The sequence below is a fragment of the Cytobacillus sp. T106 genome (assembly GCF_040492155.1).
Lineage (GTDB): Bacteria > Bacillota > Bacilli > Bacillales > Cytobacillaceae > Bacillus_AB > Bacillus_AB infantis.
On sequence record NZ_JBEUMK010000001.1, the window covers coordinates 45,092 to 63,730 of the forward strand.

The following is an 18,639-nucleotide window of genomic DNA, read 5'->3' on the forward strand; positions in this document are numbered from 1 at the left end:
TAAACTCCTTTCTAGGGTAGCGGGTCTGTTCTTATTAATGGCCTTCATGTTCTGAGTGGCCATTGTCGCCAGATCCGTCCTCTTCCATATCCATATGTTCATGATCTGAGTCAGCATCATGGCTGTCAGAGCTGGAACCATGGTTATGGCCGCCATGCTCGCCTTCAGGTGCGGGCATGAAATCAAGATGTGTTCCGGTATAAGTCGACTGTCCAAGATGCCCCGGTTCAAGCAGTTCATTGAATTTTTCTTCCGTAAGAGGCTCAGCCGTATCTTTCACGTCATCAACCCATTGGTCAAACTCTTCCTGCGGCATGGCTGTTACATTGAATGTATTTTCAGCAAAGCCTTTTCCGTTAAAGTTGGCATTGCGCCCCATATATTCACCGGGTTCATCTGCTCCCAGGTGCAATGTGTTGACCATATCAGCCATGGCATATTTTTGTCCGCCAAGCTGAGGGATCCAGAAGCTTGTGATCGGTCCGTATGAATAGAGCTTAAATTCAAGCGGGCGGTCAGTCGGTACATATAGATAGTTGACTGTTTCGATATCTTCTTCTGGATAGCTGAAATGCCATTTCCAGTTAGAAGATGATGCATATACGACTAAAGGCTCTTTGTCGCCGTATCCTGTAGGTGCTGATTCCACTTTATAGTTGCTTTGTGTGGATACAACCGAAAGGAAGATGACGATCAGGACGGGGATACCGACACAGACCGCTTCGACCAGAAGATTTCCTTTAATATGCGGCGGTTCATAATCCTTGCTTTGCTTTGAAGAGCGGTATTTATAGAGCATATAAGCAAGCATGGCAAAAACCACAAGGACGATGACAGACATGATTGCCGTTGACAGGATGATGTCTTTTGCCTGGACGGCGGCCTGAGGCCCCTTGGGATCCAGCACCATCAGCGGCTCACAGCCTGATAGAATAGTAATGATTGTAAATATTCCTAAAAGCAAAGAATATTTCTTTTTCATGGATAAGCCCCTTTCTCAATGGCTGAAAGTTTAATAACATAATAATAGTGTATATGTTACATAGTTCACAATCTGTTATCATCATAAGCAATTTTAAAGGGTAATTCAATAGAATGTGAAAGGTGTCACAAATTGTTCAAGAAGATAGAAATTCTTTCCGAACTTTGCGGCATATTATTTGCACAACAGAAATTAAGGGGGCTTGCCAAGGCGGGGGAAACTCCTGCAGCTAAGCAGAAGAGGCATTATTTATAATGAAACATATATTATATAGATATAAGTTTACACTGCTTCTATATTGATTGAAAGGTATGGTAAAATTTAATAAAAAGCACGATTTTACAGGCGGGAGATGGTAATGTGAAAACGATGGCCCTTTACGACAATACTTGCCAGCTTTGCCAGATGACAAAAAAATCTTTCCAAAAGCTTGACCTGCTCCACAGGGTAGACTGGGTTTCACTCCAGAAATATGAACAGGAGCATGGAGAAATTCAGTTCAGCAGCAGGGAGCTGAGGAAAGAGCTTCATATTATAACTCCTGAAAAAAAGGTCCTGAAAGGTTTCTATGCAGTAAGAAGGCTGCTGCTGCTGTTCCCCCTGACCTTCGTTCTCGGGCTCTTTATGCACCTTCCTTTCGCATCTGCTGCCGGGGTTCCGGTATACCGGTGGATTGCACGGAACAGACACAAACTGCTTAGGAAGAAATGCAAGGACGGCAGCTGTTCCCTGTGATTAATTTCCATATCAGATTTTCTGCAGGTGCAGGATGAATTTCTTCTTGCTATAGCGGAGAAAATGATTGACGCCGCTACATCTGTACGTTATGATTTTACCTTGAACGGATACTCTCTTATCCCGAGCTGGTGGAGGGACAGGCCCGATGAAACCCAGCAACCTGCTAATGATGCTTTTGAAAACGGATATATGCTGAAAAGAGCATAACGGTTCAAATTACCAGCCAGCAATGGTCTGTTTTTAGCAAAGGTGCTAACCTGACGCAAGGAAGATTCCTTGAACGATAAGAGTGAAAGGCGCGAATCATTTTGCTTTCAACCTTTTCACTTTGGGAAGGTTTTTTATTTTGCATTTTGAGGGATGTCTTTTAATTGCATATTATGGAAGTTTTTGCATAAAGCTGATTTACAAGGGCTATGCATTTAACAGGATAAAATCATACAATTTCTATTGTGCCTGGCTTATATATAATGCCTTTGACCGGTTTTCTGCATCGGCGGTGACCTGCCTTTTCAGCACTTGCCTGAGAATGCACGTACCGGGGGATGGAACCAGCCGGTTATGCAGATTGTGAAGCAATGCATACGCGAGAGCGGGATAAAAACTCCATGTTTATTCAATACTACTTAGGGAATGAGTACCGTATCAATCCGAGGGGAAGAATAAGGTGTAGCGCCGGATAAGAACCTCACTCTATTCTTATAAATAAGGAGGAAATCAGATGTCAAATAAACGCCGTTTGTTTACTTCTGAATCAGTTACTGAAGGTCATCCGGATAAAATCTGTGACCAGATTTCTGATGCAATTTTAGACGCTATCTTAGCAAAAGACGCAAATGCCCGCGTTGCTGCTGAAACATCTGTTACAACAGGGTTAGTCCTTGTTGCAGGTGAAATTACAACATCTACATATGTTGATATTCCTAAGCTTGTCCGCGAAACAATCAAGGAAATCGGCTATACCCGTGCTAAATACGGCTTTGATTCCGAAACATGTGCTGTCTTGACTTCCATTGATGAGCAGTCAGCTGACATTGCAATGGGTGTAGACCAGGCGCTTGAAGCGCGTGAAGGCCAAATGTCAGATGAAGAAATCGAAGCGATCGGCGCAGGGGACCAGGGCCTTATGTTCGGCTTTGCCTGCAATGAAACGAAAGAGCTTATGCCTCTTCCGATTTCCCTGGCGCACAAATTATCACGCCGCCTGACAGAAGTGCGCAAAGAAGAAATTCTTCCGTATCTGCGTCCGGATGGCAAGACACAGGTGACTGTTGAGTATGATGAGAACGACAAGCCGGTACGCATCGATACCATTGTCATCTCCACACAGCACCATCCTGAAATCAGCCTGGAGCAAATCCAGCGCAACCTGAAAGAACATGTCATCAATCCGGTCGTTCCAAAAGAACTGATCGATGAAAATACAAAATACTTCATCAACCCTACTGGCCGTTTTGTTATCGGCGGACCTCAAGGGGATGCAGGTTTGACTGGCCGCAAAATCATTGTTGATACTTACGGCGGATATGCACGCCACGGCGGTGGCGCATTCTCCGGCAAGGATCCTACAAAGGTTGACCGCTCAGCAGCTTATGCAGCCCGCTATGTAGCGAAGAATATCGTCGCTGCCGGCCTTGCTGATAAGGTTGAAGTGCAGCTTGCCTACGCCATCGGGGTAGCGCAGCCGGTTTCCATTTCTGTTGATACATTCGGAACAGGAACTGTGAGCGAAGATACGCTTGTCGACCTTGTCCGCGATAACTTTGATCTTCGCCCGGCAGGCATCATCAATATGCTGAACCTGCGCCGCCCTATCTACAAGCAGACTGCAGCTTACGGACATTTCGGCCGTACAGATGTTGATCTTCCTTGGGAGCGCACTGACAAAGCAGATACACTGCGCCAGCAGGCTGGAAAATAATCCTTATAAGAACAAAAAAGCGGGAGTGCTGAAATATGCAGCTCCCGCTTTTATATTTCGTCTAAGGGGATAGAGCGTTTAACGGTCTGCTGATCTGTGAATAATTCTTGTAAATGCCTAATTTTTCCCCTGCCTGTTTTTCATGTTGATAGTGCCATTTTTTCAGGTTTAGTGGTAGTATTAGAGAGTATGTTTTTTGGGATTAATGTGTGATATAGCAGATTATGGCTGGCCGGGCAAACACTGCACCGGCATGAATGCCTTCCGCTGTTTTTTTCAGACGGAATGGGATTTTGACTAAATTGAAGAAGGTGAACTACATAATGTGCGGTTTTATCGGCTGTGTCCATGAAAATGCGCAAGTTCTGAACGATGCGCAAAAGCAGCAGTTTGAAAATATGAATAATATCATTACCCACAGGGGGCCTGATGATGCAGGCTATTACAATGATGAACATATCCAGTTCGGCTTCCGCCGCCTGAGCATCATTGACATCGAATGCGGCCATCAGCCGCTGACCTATGAAAATGAGAGATACTGGATCATTTTCAATGGCGAAGTCTATAACTATGTGGAGCTTCGCGAAGAGCTCATAAAAGAAGGCCTTACATTTGAGACCAATTCAGATACAGAAGTAATCATCGCGCTATACAGCCACCTGAAGGAAAAAGCGGTTGAAAAACTCCGCGGCATGTTCTCATTTGTGATCTGGGATAAACAGGAGCAGTCCTTATACGGGGCTAGAGACCATTTCGGAATCAAGCCTTTCTTCTACCTCGAAAATGATGGGAAAACATTTTTTGCTTCTGAAAAGAAAAGTATCCTGATGGCGCTGGAAAATGACGTCCTTAACTATGAGTCCCTTCAGCATTATTTGACTTACCAGTTTGTTCCGGAGCCGGAAACAATGTCCGCTGGCATCCATAAACTTGAACCGGGCCATTATTTCACAAAGAAAATCGGTTCTCCGATGGACATCAAACGCTATTGGAAAGCTTCCTTCCAGCCTGTCCAAAAGTCTGAGCCGGAATTTGTGAAAGAAATAAAAGACGTCCTGTTCGATTCTGTTAAAATGCATATGCGAAGCGATGTACCGGTTGGTTCATTCCTGTCCGGCGGCATCGATTCTTCCATCATTGCATCCATTGCAAAACAATACCATCCGAATATCAAGACATTTTCTGTCGGCTTTGAGCGGAACGGATTCAGCGAAATTGATGTAGCCAAAGAAACAGCGGATAAGCTGGGTGTTGAAAACATCAGCTATGTGATCACACCGCAGGAGTATATGGATGAACTGCCTAGGATCATGTGGCATATGGATGATCCGCTCGCAGATCCGGCATGTGTGCCTTTATATTTCGTTGCCCGTGAAGCACGCAAGCATGTAACGGTTGTCCTTTCAGGCGAAGGTGCGGATGAGCTGTTCGGCGGCTACAATATTTACCGTGAGCCCCAGTCGCTTGAAATGTTCAATAAAATACCGCAGGTCGGGAAAGCTTTCCTGAGGCTGATTGCCAGGATGATGCCTGAGGGCATGAAAGGCAAAAGCTTCATTGAACGCGGCGTGACTCCGATGGAAGAAAGATATATCGGAAATGCAAAAATGTTCACTGAAGAAGAAAAGCGCAGGCTGCTTGGCGTCTACCAGAACGGCATCGATTATAAAGATATCACAAGGCCTTTATATGCGGAGAGCCAGGGCTATGATCCTGTGGACCGTATGCAGTATATCGACATCCACACCTGGATGCGCGGCGACATTCTATTGAAGGCTGATAAAATGACCATGGCCCATTCCCTTGAGCTTCGCGTGCCATTCCTTGATAAAGAGGTATTCAATGTAGCTTCAAGGATTCCGACAAACCTGAAAACGGCCAATGGAACGACCAAATATATTTTGAGAAAAGCGGCGGAGGGCGTTGTGCCTGACCATGTGCTAACCCGCAAAAAGCTTGGCTTCCCTGTCCCGATCCGCCACTGGCTGAAGGACGAGATGAACGGATGGGCAAAAAAAATAATCCGCGAAAGCAGCACGGATCATTTGCTTAATAAAGACTATATTCTGAAGCTTCTTGAAGACCACTGCCAGGATAAAGCAGACAACAGCAGGAAAATCTGGACTGTGCTCATGTTTATGCTCTGGCATGATGTGTATGTCGAAAAGAAATATTCATTTGAAAAGGAACTGATCAGCGAACCATCCTTTCAGCCTATGAAAGGCTAGCGGGAAAGATAGGTAATTGCCTGTCTTCCCATCTGCACCCAGGCTTCTTCAAAGCCATCAATGGGTGCTTTTTTATTTTTCTCTCCTGTGAGCGGATCGTTAAAATATACGTATCCAGAATCATATCCTGTAATCAGGACAGAATGCTCTTTATAAGTGATCTTAACCGGCCCGCTAGGCGTCTCCCATGTCTGAAAATAATCCGGAGCCAATTTCTGATAGGCCGTGTTCGTAATCACCCAGACAGGCTGTCCATCTGATAGATGCGTTTTCAGCTCTGTAAAATCAGAACCGGTCAAATCAATTATTTCGCCGGGCAGGTACTTTTCGGCCAGATCCTTGACCGGCTTGTGGTATACACCAAGACCTGGCCCATCAAGGGAATACATGTCACCGATGAAGCCGTCGTTCGGATGGCCGTAATATACTTTGCCATTCTCCTTTTTGTAGGGAGTCGGTTCTTTTTCTATTTCCTTTGCGAGCGTCATTTTATCTGCCTGAACCCCGGCATGCTGCAGCAGCATGCTGAGACTAGTAACCTCGCAGCCCCGCGGAAGCTCAGGGAGCTGATGCAGAACAGGGGCGTCAAGCAGCACCTCATCCTTGATTTTTATGATAGGCCGGTCAAGTGTCTTGTCCAAAAAGGAACTCGCCGATGTCAAAGGAGATTTGATCCAGGACTTGATCCGGTCTGCAATACCGCCTGGCGAACCTGGCTGATTATGGTCAATGGCTATTGCCCCTGCAAGGAGTACAGCGATGAAGATAAATAGAATAAAAGGGCTGAAGAGACGCTTTCCTTTCTTTGCTTTTAAAAGAAGTGAAAGAAAAAAGATCAGCAGCAATAGAATAACAATAAAGAGATAATTCATTTGCACCACCTTGTGTTATCGTGTTCCAGCCCATTCAGCCGCTTTTGGCTGATAAGCATAAGTTTTTTCCAATAGGGTAACTATAAAGTAACTAGCCTGTCCGTTATGCAGCCGCCTTCTAGTCTTTGAGCGACTTATAATACTGGCCCTTTTCGGCATATTCGCGGCTGATCCGTTCCATATCCTTAATATCCTCTTCTGTCAGTTCCCTGATTACCTTTGCTGGCCTTCCGAATGCAAGTGTATTGGGCGGGATCTTCTTGCCTTGAGCTACCAGGCTGCCGGCCCCGATAAAGGCGCCTTCCCCGATTTCGGCATTGTCGAGGATGATAGACCCCATGCCGACCAGCGCTTTTTTGCGGATGATGCAGCTGTGAAGGATGACCTGGTGTCCGATGGTCGCTTCATCTTCAATGATTAACGGGTTGCCAGGACTTTGGTGAAGGACGGAATTGTCCTGCACATTTACTTTTTTGCCGATGATTGTCGGGGCTACGTCGCCGCGGATAACCGTATTGAACCAGATGCTGGATTCGTCGCCAATTTCAACATCCCCGGTGATGGTCGCATAATCAGCGATATACGCTGTCGGCGAAATGCGGGGGAATTTCCCTTTATATGGGTAGATCATTTTATACACTCCCTAGTTGTAATAGTTAGATTTTATCATTTTTTGTCAGAGCAAGCCGCCATTTTTTTCAGAAGATTGTACTTTCTGGCGAAGCTGCCATTTGGCAAACAGCTTCAGATTATAGGATAATGCTAGTAGAAAATTTGTGTACTAACAGGAGGAAGACTATGTGGAAATGGGAAGCTGAAGGTGAAGCTAAAGCGGTGATCGTTATGGTCCATGGTGCTATGGAGCATCATCGCCGATACGGCTGGCTTATCGAAATGTGGCGTTTATCCGGTTTTCATGTAATTATGGGCGATCTTCCCGGCCAGGGCATGACAACCAGATCAAGAAGAGGCCATATCGACTCCTTTGATGAATACATATTTGAGATTAAGGACTGGATCCAGGCTGCCTATCAGTTTGAACTGCCGGTATTTCTGCTCGGGCACAGCATGGGAGGCCTGGCGTCAATCAGGCTGCTTCAGGAAGAACGGATGAATCTGGCAGGGATCATCTTGTCCTCGCCATGTCTAGGGCTCATTCAAAAGCCATCCGGTATGCTGAATCTTTTATCTTACGGACTTAATAGAGTGGCGCCGAGCCTCAGGATGAGTTCCGGACTGACGATTGAAATGGCCACAAGAAACAAGGATGTCCAGGAGGCAGATCTGAATGACAGCCTTTATGTGACAAAGGTGTCTGTCAGATGGTACAGGGAGCTGGTCCATGCCATTAAGCTCGCTTTTGAAAATCAGGAAAAGACACAGGATATCCCCATGCTTGTTATGCAGGGAGGGGAGGACAAGATTGTCAATAAAGCGACGGTTAAAAACTGGTTCAATCAGGCGCCCTTGTCTGAAAAAAGGTTCAAGGAATGGCCTAAATGCTATCATGAAATCTTCAATGAACCGGAACGGGAAGAAATTTTCGAATATGCCAAGGACTTTGTCGACAGCCAGCTGAAAACGCTCGGCTACCTTGTATAAGAGGTGTTGAAATGACTGTACCTTCCATGCCAATCCCTTTAATGACAAAGGTATATAAAAAAATCATCCCTGAAGTCCACCGCGAGCTGGCGTACTGGAGGGAAAGGGCCGGGAACATCCCTGATCCTGAGCTTAGAAAGCAGGCGCTGGCAAGCATCGGCCATAAAGCCTTCCACTGCGAGGGAGGCGCCATCATGGCCCTTTTGGCCAAGGACCGGTATAAGGAGGCTGTCCGGTTCATTGTCGCCTATCAGACGGTAAGCGATTATCTGGACAATCTTTGTGACAGAAGCACCTCCCAGGATCCTGCTGATTTCTCCGCCCTTCATGAGGCTATGGAAGATGCCCTTTCCCTGGAGCCGGGATCAGGTGATTACTACCGGGAGCGGCAGGAGAAAGAGGACGGCGGTTATCTCGCAGAATTGGCCGGAGCCTGCCGGGGGATGCTGAGGGGCTGCAGGCATTATGAAAGCATCCGCTCTTATTTGAAGGAGCTTTGCCGCTATTACTCCGATCTGCAGATCCATAAACATGTCTGTCCCGAAGAACGGGTCAATAGGCTGCAAAATTGGCATGCAGAATACAGAGGAATTGTTCCTGAAATGGAGTGGTATGAATTTTCAGCCTGTTCAGGCTCTACACTCGGGATTTTCAGTCTTGTGTCCTGCGCCCTGTCTGATGAATTTGCCGAGGAGGATGCAGCAAAAATCCGCCGCGGCTATTTTCCTTATATCCAGGGACTTCATATCCTCCTCGATTACCTGATCGACCAGGAGGAAGACCTGGAGGGAGGAGATTTGAATTTCTGCTTCTATTATCAGGATGAACAGCAGCTTTTTGCACGATTGCAGCACTTTATTGCCGAGGCGGATAAGCATATTGAAGGCCTGCCGCACAAAAGCTTCCACCGGCTCATCAACAGGGGGCTGCTCGGCATTTATCTCTCCGATGAAAAAGTGCGCAGGCAAAAGCATGTGCGCCGCCTGGCCCGCCATATCATAAAAACAGGCGGTCCGGTCAGCTATTTCTTTTATGTGAATGGAAGGGCCTATCGGACTGTGCAAAAATGGGTGCCCGCTGGATTAGCCAGGCTGCTTTTTTAAAAATTGCATTGTAAAGCGCTGTCTCAGGTCAGCGCTTTTTTTATTGGATAAAAGAGGCATTAAAACCTGCCCGGCCTGCACCCCGAAGTCTTTCCTCCCGTCATTGCAGCGCTAAAACAAAGAAGCCTGCACAGCGGCAGGCTTTCATCTTTTTTCGATGGCTATAATAAAAGGCGGTTTATTGGCCTGGTTGATAAATTGGTATTGCAGGACATGAGCGCGCTCCTGCTCAATGGTTTTAACATATCGCAGGAGATAGTCCCTTTCAACCGCCCCTTCAAAATGTCCATGGTAGATCACCAGGACGATGACAGCTTCTGCTGGCATGACTTCCAGGAGCTGTTCAATTGCAGAAATGGTTGTGCGCGGCCGGGTAACCACAGTTTTGTCGCTTCCCGGCAGATAGCCCAGATTGAAGATGGCCGCAGCAATCTTCTTATGATGGACAGGCGGTATGCATTCCAGGAGCTGTTCGTGGCCGCTGTGGAAAAGGGTTGCGCGCTCTTCCATGCCATGTCCGGATAAGCGGATTCTGCTATTATGTATAGCCTGTTCCTGGATGTCAAACCCATATACCCGCCCATTCGGCCCGACCAGATTGGCCAGGTAAAGGGCATCATGGCCATTGCCAAGAGTGGCGTCTACAACAATATCCCCGGGACTTACCGCTTTCTCAAGGATGGTCCGGGCATAGGGAAGAATTCTCTCAAGTTTCATGACAAACCTCCAATTGCATAACTGTATGTATTATAGGTATAAGCTATTAAGACAAAACAGGCTGCACCGATCGTTTCCGGTGCAGCTGATGCGGACATGACTTACTGTAAAGCACCGGTTTCAGAAGGCTGTGTATAATATTTTCCCTGCCAGCTGCCGCGGCGCTTCATCTCTGCATCAATGGAATTGAGGACATCCCATTTATTGACGCTCCACATAGGGCCAATCATAAGATTGATCGGTCCGTCCCCCGTTATCCGGTGGATAATCATTTCTGGAGGAAGGATTTCAAGCTGATCGCAGACGAGGCGGACATAGTCTTCCTGGGAGAGAAATTCAAGCATCCCTTTCTCATACTGCTTGACCATCGGTGTTCCTTTCAGGAGGTGAAGAAGGTGAATCTTTATTCCCTGAACATCAAGCTTGGACACCTCACGGGCCGTCTCCATCATCATGTCCGGCGTTTCAAGCGGAAGGCCATTGATGATATGCGAACAGACGCGGATGCCATGCCTGCGGAGTTTGCTGACACCGTCAGTATAGCACTGATAATCATGCGCCCTGTTGATCAGCCGGGCAGTACCCTCATGCACTGTCTGCAGGCCAAGCTCTACCCATAGATAAGTTCTTTCGTTCAGTTCAGCCAGATATTCGATAACATCATCTGGAAGGCAGTCCGGGCGTGTCGCTATCGACAGGCCGACAACATCTTCCTGGGCAAGCACCTTTTCGTAGCGCTCCCTCAATACTTCGACAGGTGCATGTGTGTTGGTGAAGGCCTGGAAGTAAGCCATATACTTGCCATCTTTCCATTTATGATGCATCTTCTGCTTGATTTCATTAAATTGGTTTTCCAGATCATCAGCCCGGTTGCCGGCAAAGTCGCCTGAGCCGGCAGCACTGCAGAAAGTACAGCCGCCAAAGGCACGTGTACCGTCCCGGTTCGGGCAGTCAAAACCTCCATCAAGAGCCACTTTGAAGACTTTATGGCCAAAAACCTGGCGAAGATGGTAATTCCACGTATGGTATCTTTTATTGTCTGAGGCAAATGAAAAAGGATTGGCCTGATTCATGTCAGACACCTCCTTTAATGGACGCGGGGCATCCGCTTTTCTATTATGGATTTTACCATAAATTAAATTGAAGGGGCATGCGGTATTTACTTTATTGATTTTGGACTATTCGTCTGAGGCAAAAGTTTACATGCCTTTGAGCTGTGCTGAAAAACTGGCAGATAATTATCTAGCTGAATGAGCCCAAATTCAACAGCACTGTTTAACAGAGCAAAATTGCCAATCAGCTCGATATGGGAGTGGTCTGCCATGATTTCCCGCCTTATGTCTGTGATAGAAATGTCCCCGTGAAACACACTAATAGGGAAGCTTAAAGCTTCTCCACTGATTTATAAGGAGGGTATAAGATGGCTACCCGTCAATCTGTAGAACAATTTCTTCAGCAGTGTGAAGATGCGATAAGAAATGCAAACGAGCAGTACCAGCAGGCAAGCATGCAGGAACACTTCAATAATCATGAATACACAGATGCAATGCAGGGGCTTGAGGTTGCTTTCAATGATATGGCTGATCTTGCCCACAGCGCCAATGCACAGCAGCGGGAGCAGCTCCACAGGATGAGGCTTCAGCTGCAGCAGCTTCAGAACAGCATGACACTGCTCAGGCATTAAGGGGGAAGCATGATGAAAAAACGTTCAAAGCAGAATAATCCGGAACAAAAGACAAGAAACGGCATCAATAACCAGGATATTGAGCTTGGCAGGGATTATGATCCTGTAAAAGAATCAAAAAAGAAATATGAAAAAAATCTCGGGAGCCAGCCCATCAAGTCGAAGCAGCATCCTGAGCCTGAACAGCTTTCATAAAAAGAAGCCGGCTCATCCAGAATGAGCCGGCTTCACCTATTATCCCAGCCTGGCAAGGAAACCTTCAACCGTATGATTGAATAAATCAGCTTCTTCAAGGAAAGGGCAATGGCAGCTGTCTTCAAAGATGACCAGCTCAGAATCAGTGCTGTGCTCCTGTATATATTGGCCAGCCGCGACAGGTATCAGTTTTTCCTCCCGTCCATAACAGAGCAGGGACGGCTTTTTCAGGGTGGGATAGAGCGCACGGTAATCAACGATTGATTGATCAAACAAGATGCTTGAAGCGATCGATTCAGGCATTGCGGTAACAGCATCCATCATCCATTCAAAATCTCTTTCCGCAATGGTTTTTTTGAACATCAGCGGCAGGAATCCGCTCACAAACCCGTGCCTGTTATTTTGAATCTCCTGCATAAAATGGATAAGGGCAGGCATATCAAACGCACCCATTGGAAAATCAGGCCACTTGAAATCAGAAGGCAGTTCATCAACGATGATCGTTCCCTTAAGATGTTCCTCCCCGAACTGCTTAATATACTCCCAGACGACAAAAGCTCCCATTGACCAGCCGGCAAGGACCACATCTTTTAACTCAAGCTTTTCCATAAAGTCATGAAGATCCCTGGCATATGAAGAAATGGTATGGCCGGAGTGCGGCTTGCCTGATTTCCCATGCCCCCTCATATCGACGGCAATGGTTCTCGCCCCGGAAATCCTTCCGAGCTGCTTTCTGAAAAAAGCGCTGCTCATCCAGACGCCATGTATGACAATGACCGGTGTCCCGGTTCCTGAATCCTCATAATACAGTTCAAGGTAATCGCTGATGGCTGCCCTTGGCATGAAAACTCCTCCTTTATTTTTAGATGGAAAATGAATATAAACCCACATGCTATACACGCTTTCCGCCTGTTATCCATTGAGAAAAACAGCTGCTGGGCAGGACGATATTTTCTTCTGTTTATTTTTATTCAATCCCTGGAAAGTTTAGGCGAAAAAACATGAAACTTTTCTATTGCAGGGAAGGGTAAAAACCACTAGAATTGTTTTGGTGTTCGAAATATTATTTAAGCAAAGGAGCGTTTTTCATGCCTCGTGCCCTCTGGCTTTTAATTATAGGGATGGCGGTGAATGTAACAGGCTCTTCTTTTTTGTGGCCTCTTAATGCCATTTACATTCACGACCATCTGGGCAAGTCGCTGTCGGTTGCGGGGATTGTGCTGATGCTCAATTCTGCAGCCAGTGTTGCCGGAAATTTATACGGCGGATATCTTTTTGATAAAATCGGGGGATATAAATCGATCCTCCTTGGAATAGGCATTACAGTATTAGCTCTCACAGGCCTTACCATCTGGCATGGATGGCCGCATTATGTGATCTTCCTGACTGTCATCGGATTCGGATCCGGGATTGTTTTTCCATCCATGTATGCCATGGCCGGTTCGGTCTGGAAGGAAGGCGGGAGGAAATCGTTCAACGCCATTTATGTAGCTCAGAATCTGGGTGTCGCGGTTGGAGCAGCTCTTGGAGGGCTTGTCGCCTCATATTCCTTCCAATTGATTTTTCTTGCGAATGCACTGATGTATATCATTTTCCTTTTGATAGCTGTCTTTGGGTATAAAGGGATCCAGACGATTTCCGGAAACCAGACATCTGTCCTGAAAGAAAACAAAAGGATCAAGAACCATGCCAAGCTGTACGCATTATTGATCCTTTGTGCCGGCTATCTGTTGTGCTGGGTCGGCTATGTCCAGTGGCAGTCCACGATTGCGGCTTATACACAGGAAATTAATATTTCCCTGAAGCAATACAGCCTGCTGTGGACAATCAATGGAGCACTTATCGTCCTTGGACAGCCGTTTTTAAATGTAATTCTGAAAAAAATCGGCAAGAATCTGAAGACACAGATCATTACCGGGATCATCATATTCATCGTTTCATTTGCCCTGGCAGCTTCTGCTGAGCAATTCTCTGCATTCATTGCTTCCATGGTCATTCTCACAATCGGTGAAATGCTCATTTGGCCGGCTGTGCCGACTATCGCCAATGATCTTGCCCCAAAAGGGCGGGAAGGTTTCTACCAGGGAATCGTCAACAGTACGGCGACCGGCGGCCGGATGATCGGGCCGCTTCTTGGAGGAATCCTTGTAGATTTAAATGGGATGGGCATGCTGTTCTCCGTATTGATCGGACTGCTGGTCATTTCCATCTTTACAACCATCATGTATGATAAAAAGCTAAAACAGTCGGAAGAAATGACTGTTCGTGCATCCTAAGCGCCGGATTCCGGCGCTTTTTATTTGGTTGTGCTATTCCATGTTTCACCCACATTTCTGACATTCAATCTGTCCAATTGTTCTGTGAAGTATTTATTTACAAAGGCAGGCGATAAGATGGGGGGAAATTTTACTTGAATTCTTCCAAAGCGGTTCTAACTGCCATCAAAGTTTAAATAAACCTGTTCATTGCAGTGCAAGGCACGTAGACTCCTGCGGGATTGCAGCGGCAATGCTGAGACCCCGCAGCGCGCAGCGCGAGGAGGCTCAGCGTCGCCCCGCGGAAAGCGAAGTGCCTGGAACGGAAATGAACAGACTGCATGACTGCGCCAACCCTTCTTTTAGAGAAGGGTATACAAAAGGAAATGCCAAACCAGCTTGTCCCAATTTTTTATCCTCCCTCCTTTATTATCAGAAAAATGTGATAAAATTCAAGTAAGATTAGAGTTAAGGGAGAAGCAGATGAATAAAACATTAATGGAGCTTCCATACGAGATCCTGGAAACGATTGTTGAAAATGCTTTCGGCTGGCTGGTAGTGGTCGATAAGGAAGGCAAAATCATCTATATCAACCGCAATTATTGCGAATTTATCGGCTGTGAACGCGATGAAGTAATCGGCCGGGATGTGACCGGAGTGATCGAAAATACAAGAATGCATATCGTTGCCTCGACCGGGAAAGAAGAAGTGGCAGATCTGCAGTATATAAAAGGGAATTATATGATTGCCAACAGGATGCCGATCATGTCAGGAGGAGAAATCATCGGCGCATTCGGAACCGTCTTTTTCCGCGATACACAGGAATGGATGAAGATGAACAGCCATGTCAAAAGCCTGCTGAATAAAATCCAGCATTATATCCAGCATATCGACAGCGGGGTGAAATACAGCCTCGAGGATATTTTGGGGAAATCAAAGCAGATTGCCAGCCTGAAGGAAAAAGTCAAAATGATCGCTTCCAGCGATATATCCATTCTGATCAGGGGTGAAAGCGGGACAGGAAAAGAGCTTTTTGCCCACAGCATTCATCAGCTCAGCGCCAGGAGCCATCAGCCTTTTGTCAAAATTAATTGCGGTGCGATACCGGAGCATCTCCTTGAATCCGAGCTTTTTGGATATGAGGAAGGAGCCTTTACCGGGGCGAAAAAGGGCGGGAAAAAAGGGAAGTTCCAGCTGGCGCATGGTGGGACTTTATTTTTGGACGAAATCGGCGATATGCCGCTCAATATGCAGGTTAAGCTTCTTCGCGTCCTTCAGGAAGGTGAAGTCGAGGCAGTGGGCTCTGTTAAGCCTATCTCAGTCGATGTCCGGATCATCGCCGCGACAAACAGGCCTCTGGAGAAAATGATGGAAGAAAAACGGTTCCGGGAGGATCTGTTTTACAGAATAAATGTAGTTCCGTTTTTCATTCCGCCCATTAGAGAGCGAATGGAAGACCTTGAAGAGCTGGTCGACTATTTTACAGGCAAAATTACTAAAAAGTCAGGAAAGAGAATAACGGGTATTGATGAAGAGGTGCGCCAGATTTTTCAGGCCTACAGCTGGCCGGGAAACATAAGGGAAATAGAAAATGTGATGGAAGCATCCATTTACCTGACCAGTGATGAACGAATCCGGAAAGGGTCTCTTCCAGAATATTTGCGGGAAAGGGCCATTCTCCCGATTGGGACGAGCAAACTGAAGGAAATCCTTGAAGAGACAGAGAAGAGAGTCCTGGCGCAGAGCCTGGAAAAGTATAAAGATGATAAGCTGAAAGCTGCTAAGGTTTTGGGCATCAGCAAGTCGACTTTTTATGAAAAGGTGAAAAAATACGGGCTGGAAATCTAGCAGTCCGGAAAATCGGAAAATATTCCGGTCTTCCGGACTTTTGTTTTTTTTTGAAAAGAAGATAAAGATTTCTCTTGCGTGTTTATTGAAGGCGATTATCTAGTAATCCAGAACCTCCGCAAATTTTATAGGCAAAAACTTTTTTTCCGGAAATCCGGAAAAAAATTCGCAGAATAGCCTCCTTTACCTGCTGCTGCTTATTCGGACACTTGGCACATATCTTGCATTGGAATATGGGCAGACAAAATCTTAAGAAGGGAGGGTGTTATCCATTTAAATGTAAACGGTTTCAAATAAGGAGATAAATAAGGGGGAAAACGAATGCTTAGTATGATTGGATTGGTAGGTGGGCTTGCCCTCCTGATATTCCTGACGATGAGGGGCATGAACCTGCTTGTTGTCGGGCCGCTTTCAGCTCTGTTTGTTGCCGTGTTGAGCGGGATGCCATTATTTCCGCAGCTGGCGGGCGAGGGGGAGGCCAACCTGGTAGGAAATTATATGTCGGGCTTTTCAGGGTTTGTAACATCCTGGTATCTGATGTTCCTGCTTGGCGCCATTTTTGGAAAAGTCATGGAAGACAGCGGTGCAGCCGACAGTGTCGCTGAATTAATTGTTGAAAAGCTGGGAATGAAATACGCTGTCCTTGCAATAGTAGCTTCTTGTGCAGTTTTGACTTATGGTGGCGTGAGTTTGTTCGTTGTAGCTTTCTCCGTTTATCCGATGGCATTGAGCCTTTTTAAGCAGGCCAATCTTCCGCGCCGCTTCATTCCGGCCGCCCTTGCATTTGGGTCGGTCACCTTCACTATGACTTCTGCGGGATCTCCTGAAATCCAGAACTGGATCCCGATCGAACACTTGGGGACATCCCCGTATGCAGGCTGGGAGGTCAGCCTTATTGTCGCAGTCTTTATGATGATCTTCGGCTACTGGTGGCTGAAAAGGATCATTACAAAAGCCGTCAGCAAGGGTGAAACCTTTATTTCCAGGGAAACAGATCCGGTGGCCGAGAAAAAAGAACTTCCGCATCCTGTAATGGGAGTCCTGCCTTTGGCAGTCGTGCTGGTCATTGCCTTTATTTTTCATGACTCACTCGCACAATCCGCACTTATCATTGCTTTATTGGGTGGAGTCATCGCTACTTATCTGCTGAACAGGAAGTACTTCAGGAATTTCTGGAATGCTGTTTCCGAGGGGACGCTTGGAGCGCTTATTGCCATCGGCAATACCGCCGCGGTCGTAGGATTCGGCGGGGTGGCCAAGGCAGTGCCTGCGTTCCAGACAGCGGTCGACTTTATGACAGATATCCCCGGAAGCCCTTTGATCGGAGGAGCAATCGCGGTCAGTGTTATCGCCGGGATGACTGGCTCCGCATCCGGAGGCCAGGTAATCGCCCTGCCGCTGATTGCGCCGCACTATATGGATATGGGAGTCAACCCAGAAGCACTGCACCGTGTAGCGGCCATTTCATCAGGTGCTCTGGATTCCCTGCCGCATAACGGCTATGTGGTTACCACAGTCAGATCCATCTGCGGAGAGACCCACCAGGATGCGTATGGAGCTGTCGGCATTGTGACCGTCATCGTACCTCTGCTCGGCCTGGCATTGGCAATCCTCTTATTCTCGCTTGGACTGGGCATATAACATTTTTCGGAAAGGGAGAGATTTATCCAATCCCTTCCTTTCCTTTATGGAAGGAGAAAAGAAATGGTGCAAGGAAGAACAGTTCTTATCACCGGGGCTGCCCAGGGGATAGGGTATGAGATAGGAAAAAACTTTGCCAGGCAAGGAGCTAATCTTGTCCTGACAGATATTCAGGAAGAACAGGTTGAAAAAGCTGCAGAGCAGCTGAGGGCAGAAGGGTTCAGGGCAGTGGGCCTGAGATGCGATGTGACACTTGAAGAAGAAATCAAAAAGTCCATCCATTCTGCGGTTGAAGAATTTGGGGGATTAGATGTACTAATCAATAATGCGGGACTTCAGCATGTATCCATGATTGAAGATTTTCCGACAGAAACATTTGAGTTTATGCTTAAGGTCATGCTGACGGCTCCTTTCACTGCCATCAAACATAGTCTGCCGATTATGAAAAAACAGGGCTTTGGAAGGATCATCAATATGGCCTCGATCAATGGCCTGGTCGGGTTTGCAGGGAAGGCTGCCTACAACAGCGCCAAGCATGGGGTCATCGGGCTGACAAAAGTAGCTGCCCTTGAAGCTGCGCCCTATGGAATCACCGTGAACAGCATCTGCCCAGGCTATGTGGATACCCCGCTTGTCCGAAATCAGCTGAAGGACCTGGCAGTTACAAGAAAAGTCCCGCTGGAAAAGGTACTCGAAGAAGTACTTTATCCTCTGGTTCCCCAGAAAAGGCTTTTATCAGTAGAAGAAGTTGCCGCCTATGCCCTTTTCCTGGCTGGAGAAGATGCGAGAGGCATAACGGGGCAGGCCGTTGTTATTGACGGGGGATATACAGTGCAATGAAAAGATGCAGACA

Annotated in this window: 17 protein-coding genes and 1 riboswitch; of the genes, 11 read left to right on the forward strand and 6 right to left on the reverse strand. The window is 46.8% G+C overall.

All coding sequences use genetic code 11. From position 1 onward, the window contains the following. Nucleotides 1-34 precede the first annotated feature (34 nt). Nucleotides 35-982, reverse strand: coding sequence for a cytochrome aa3 quinol oxidase subunit II (qoxA, locus tag ABU165_RS00295; RefSeq protein ID WP_009795277.1), 948 nt, complete (start codon nt 980-982; stop codon nt 35-37). 369 nt (nt 983-1,351) lie between these two features. On the opposite strand from qoxA, the gene ABU165_RS00300 reads away from it, so the two are divergent. The 3 genes from ABU165_RS00300 to asnB all read left to right on the forward strand — a co-directional run bounded on the left by ABU165_RS00300 (nt 1,352) and on the right by asnB (nt 5,869). Further along, nucleotides 1,352-1,717 carry a thiol-disulfide oxidoreductase DCC family protein gene (locus ABU165_RS00300; protein ID WP_009795275.1) on the forward strand — a complete coding sequence of 122 codons (366 nt, stop codon included), beginning with the start codon at nt 1,352-1,354 and terminating at the stop codon, nt 1,715-1,717. Nucleotides 1,718-1,832: 115 nt separating this feature from the next. Continuing rightward, nucleotides 1,833-2,010, forward strand: a riboswitch (SAM riboswitch). Between the two features lie 431 nt (nt 2,011-2,441). Beyond that, the gene (metK, locus tag ABU165_RS00305; RefSeq protein ID WP_094769578.1) at nt 2,442-3,641 is read left to right on the forward strand and encodes a methionine adenosyltransferase; all 1,200 of its coding nucleotides are present in this window, start codon (nt 2,442-2,444) and stop codon (nt 3,639-3,641) included. Between the two features lie 323 nt (nt 3,642-3,964). Further along, the gene (gene asnB / locus ABU165_RS00310; protein WP_009795271.1) at nt 3,965-5,869 is read left to right on the forward strand and encodes an asparagine synthase (glutamine-hydrolyzing); all 1,905 of its coding nucleotides are present in this window, start codon (nt 3,965-3,967) and stop codon (nt 5,867-5,869) included. Here asnB and ABU165_RS00315 read toward each other — a convergent pair. Then, nucleotides 5,866-6,741: a C39 family peptidase gene (locus ABU165_RS00315; RefSeq protein WP_009795270.1), complete on the reverse strand. Its 876-nt coding sequence runs from the start codon at nt 6,739-6,741 to the stop codon at nt 5,866-5,868. The two genes, asnB and ABU165_RS00315, sit on opposite strands and share 4 nt — an antisense overlap. A gap of 118 nt (nt 6,742-6,859) precedes the next feature. Further along, the gene (locus ABU165_RS00320; RefSeq protein WP_009795269.1) at nt 6,860-7,372 is read right to left on the reverse strand and encodes a gamma carbonic anhydrase; all 513 of its coding nucleotides are present in this window, start codon (nt 7,370-7,372) and stop codon (nt 6,860-6,862) included. 167 nt (nt 7,373-7,539) lie between these two features. On the opposite strand from ABU165_RS00320, the gene ABU165_RS00325 reads away from it, so the two are divergent. Further along, nucleotides 7,540-8,343 carry an alpha/beta hydrolase gene (locus ABU165_RS00325; RefSeq protein ID WP_009795268.1) on the forward strand — a complete coding sequence of 268 codons (804 nt, stop codon included), beginning with the start codon at nt 7,540-7,542 and terminating at the stop codon, nt 8,341-8,343. A gap of 11 nt (nt 8,344-8,354) precedes the next feature. After that, nucleotides 8,355-9,446, forward strand: coding sequence for a tetraprenyl-beta-curcumene synthase family protein (locus ABU165_RS00330; RefSeq protein WP_318059620.1), 1,092 nt, complete (start codon nt 8,355-8,357; stop codon nt 9,444-9,446). Between the two features lie 144 nt (nt 9,447-9,590). On the opposite strand, the gene mnmM is transcribed toward ABU165_RS00330, so the two are convergent. Then, the gene (gene mnmM, locus ABU165_RS00335; protein WP_009795266.1) at nt 9,591-10,163 is read right to left on the reverse strand and encodes a tRNA 5-(aminomethyl)-2-thiouridylate-methyltransferase MnmM; all 573 of its coding nucleotides are present in this window, start codon (nt 10,161-10,163) and stop codon (nt 9,591-9,593) included. Between the two features lie 101 nt (nt 10,164-10,264). Continuing rightward, on the reverse strand, nt 10,265-11,236 hold the full coding sequence (mnmL, locus tag ABU165_RS00340) for a tRNA modification radical SAM protein MnmL/YtqA (RefSeq protein WP_009795265.1): 972 nt from the start codon (nt 11,234-11,236) through the stop codon (nt 10,265-10,267). Between the two features lie 347 nt (nt 11,237-11,583). Between mnmL and ABU165_RS00345 the strand changes: the two genes are divergently transcribed. Both ABU165_RS00345 and ABU165_RS00350 read left to right on the forward strand, forming a co-directional pair. Further along, nucleotides 11,584-11,847, forward strand: a complete 264-nt coding sequence (locus tag ABU165_RS00345) for a YtzC family protein (RefSeq protein ID WP_318059619.1) — start codon at nt 11,584-11,586, stop codon at nt 11,845-11,847. Nucleotides 11,848-11,859: 12 nt separating this feature from the next. Beyond that, nucleotides 11,860-12,042: a hypothetical protein gene (locus ABU165_RS00350; RefSeq protein WP_022544302.1), complete on the forward strand. Its 183-nt coding sequence runs from the start codon at nt 11,860-11,862 to the stop codon at nt 12,040-12,042. 39 nt (nt 12,043-12,081) lie between these two features. On the opposite strand, the gene ABU165_RS00355 is transcribed toward ABU165_RS00350, so the two are convergent. Then, nucleotides 12,082-12,885, reverse strand: coding sequence for an alpha/beta fold hydrolase (locus ABU165_RS00355; protein WP_318059618.1), 804 nt, complete (start codon nt 12,883-12,885; stop codon nt 12,082-12,084). Between the two features lie 245 nt (nt 12,886-13,130). Here ABU165_RS00355 and ABU165_RS00360 point away from each other — a divergent pair, with 245 nt between their 5' ends. The 4 genes from ABU165_RS00360 (at nt 13,131) to ABU165_RS00375 (ending at nt 18,626) form a co-directional block, all read left to right on the forward strand. After that, nucleotides 13,131-14,318: an MDR family MFS transporter gene (locus ABU165_RS00360; RefSeq protein WP_022544300.1), complete on the forward strand. Its 1,188-nt coding sequence runs from the start codon at nt 13,131-13,133 to the stop codon at nt 14,316-14,318. A 462-nt stretch (nt 14,319-14,780) separates the two neighbouring features. Further along, the gene (locus ABU165_RS00365; protein WP_318059617.1) at nt 14,781-16,145 is read left to right on the forward strand and encodes a sigma-54 interaction domain-containing protein; all 1,365 of its coding nucleotides are present in this window, start codon (nt 14,781-14,783) and stop codon (nt 16,143-16,145) included. 321 nt (nt 16,146-16,466) lie between these two features. After that, on the forward strand, nt 16,467-17,786 hold the full coding sequence (locus ABU165_RS00370) for a GntP family permease (RefSeq protein WP_318059616.1): 1,320 nt from the start codon (nt 16,467-16,469) through the stop codon (nt 17,784-17,786). A 63-nt stretch (nt 17,787-17,849) separates the two neighbouring features. Continuing rightward, nucleotides 17,850-18,626 (forward strand): 3-hydroxybutyrate dehydrogenase, encoded by a 777-nt coding sequence (locus ABU165_RS00375; protein ID WP_101550556.1) that lies wholly within the window; start codon nt 17,850-17,852, stop codon nt 18,624-18,626. Nucleotides 18,627-18,639: the final 13 nt, after the last annotated feature.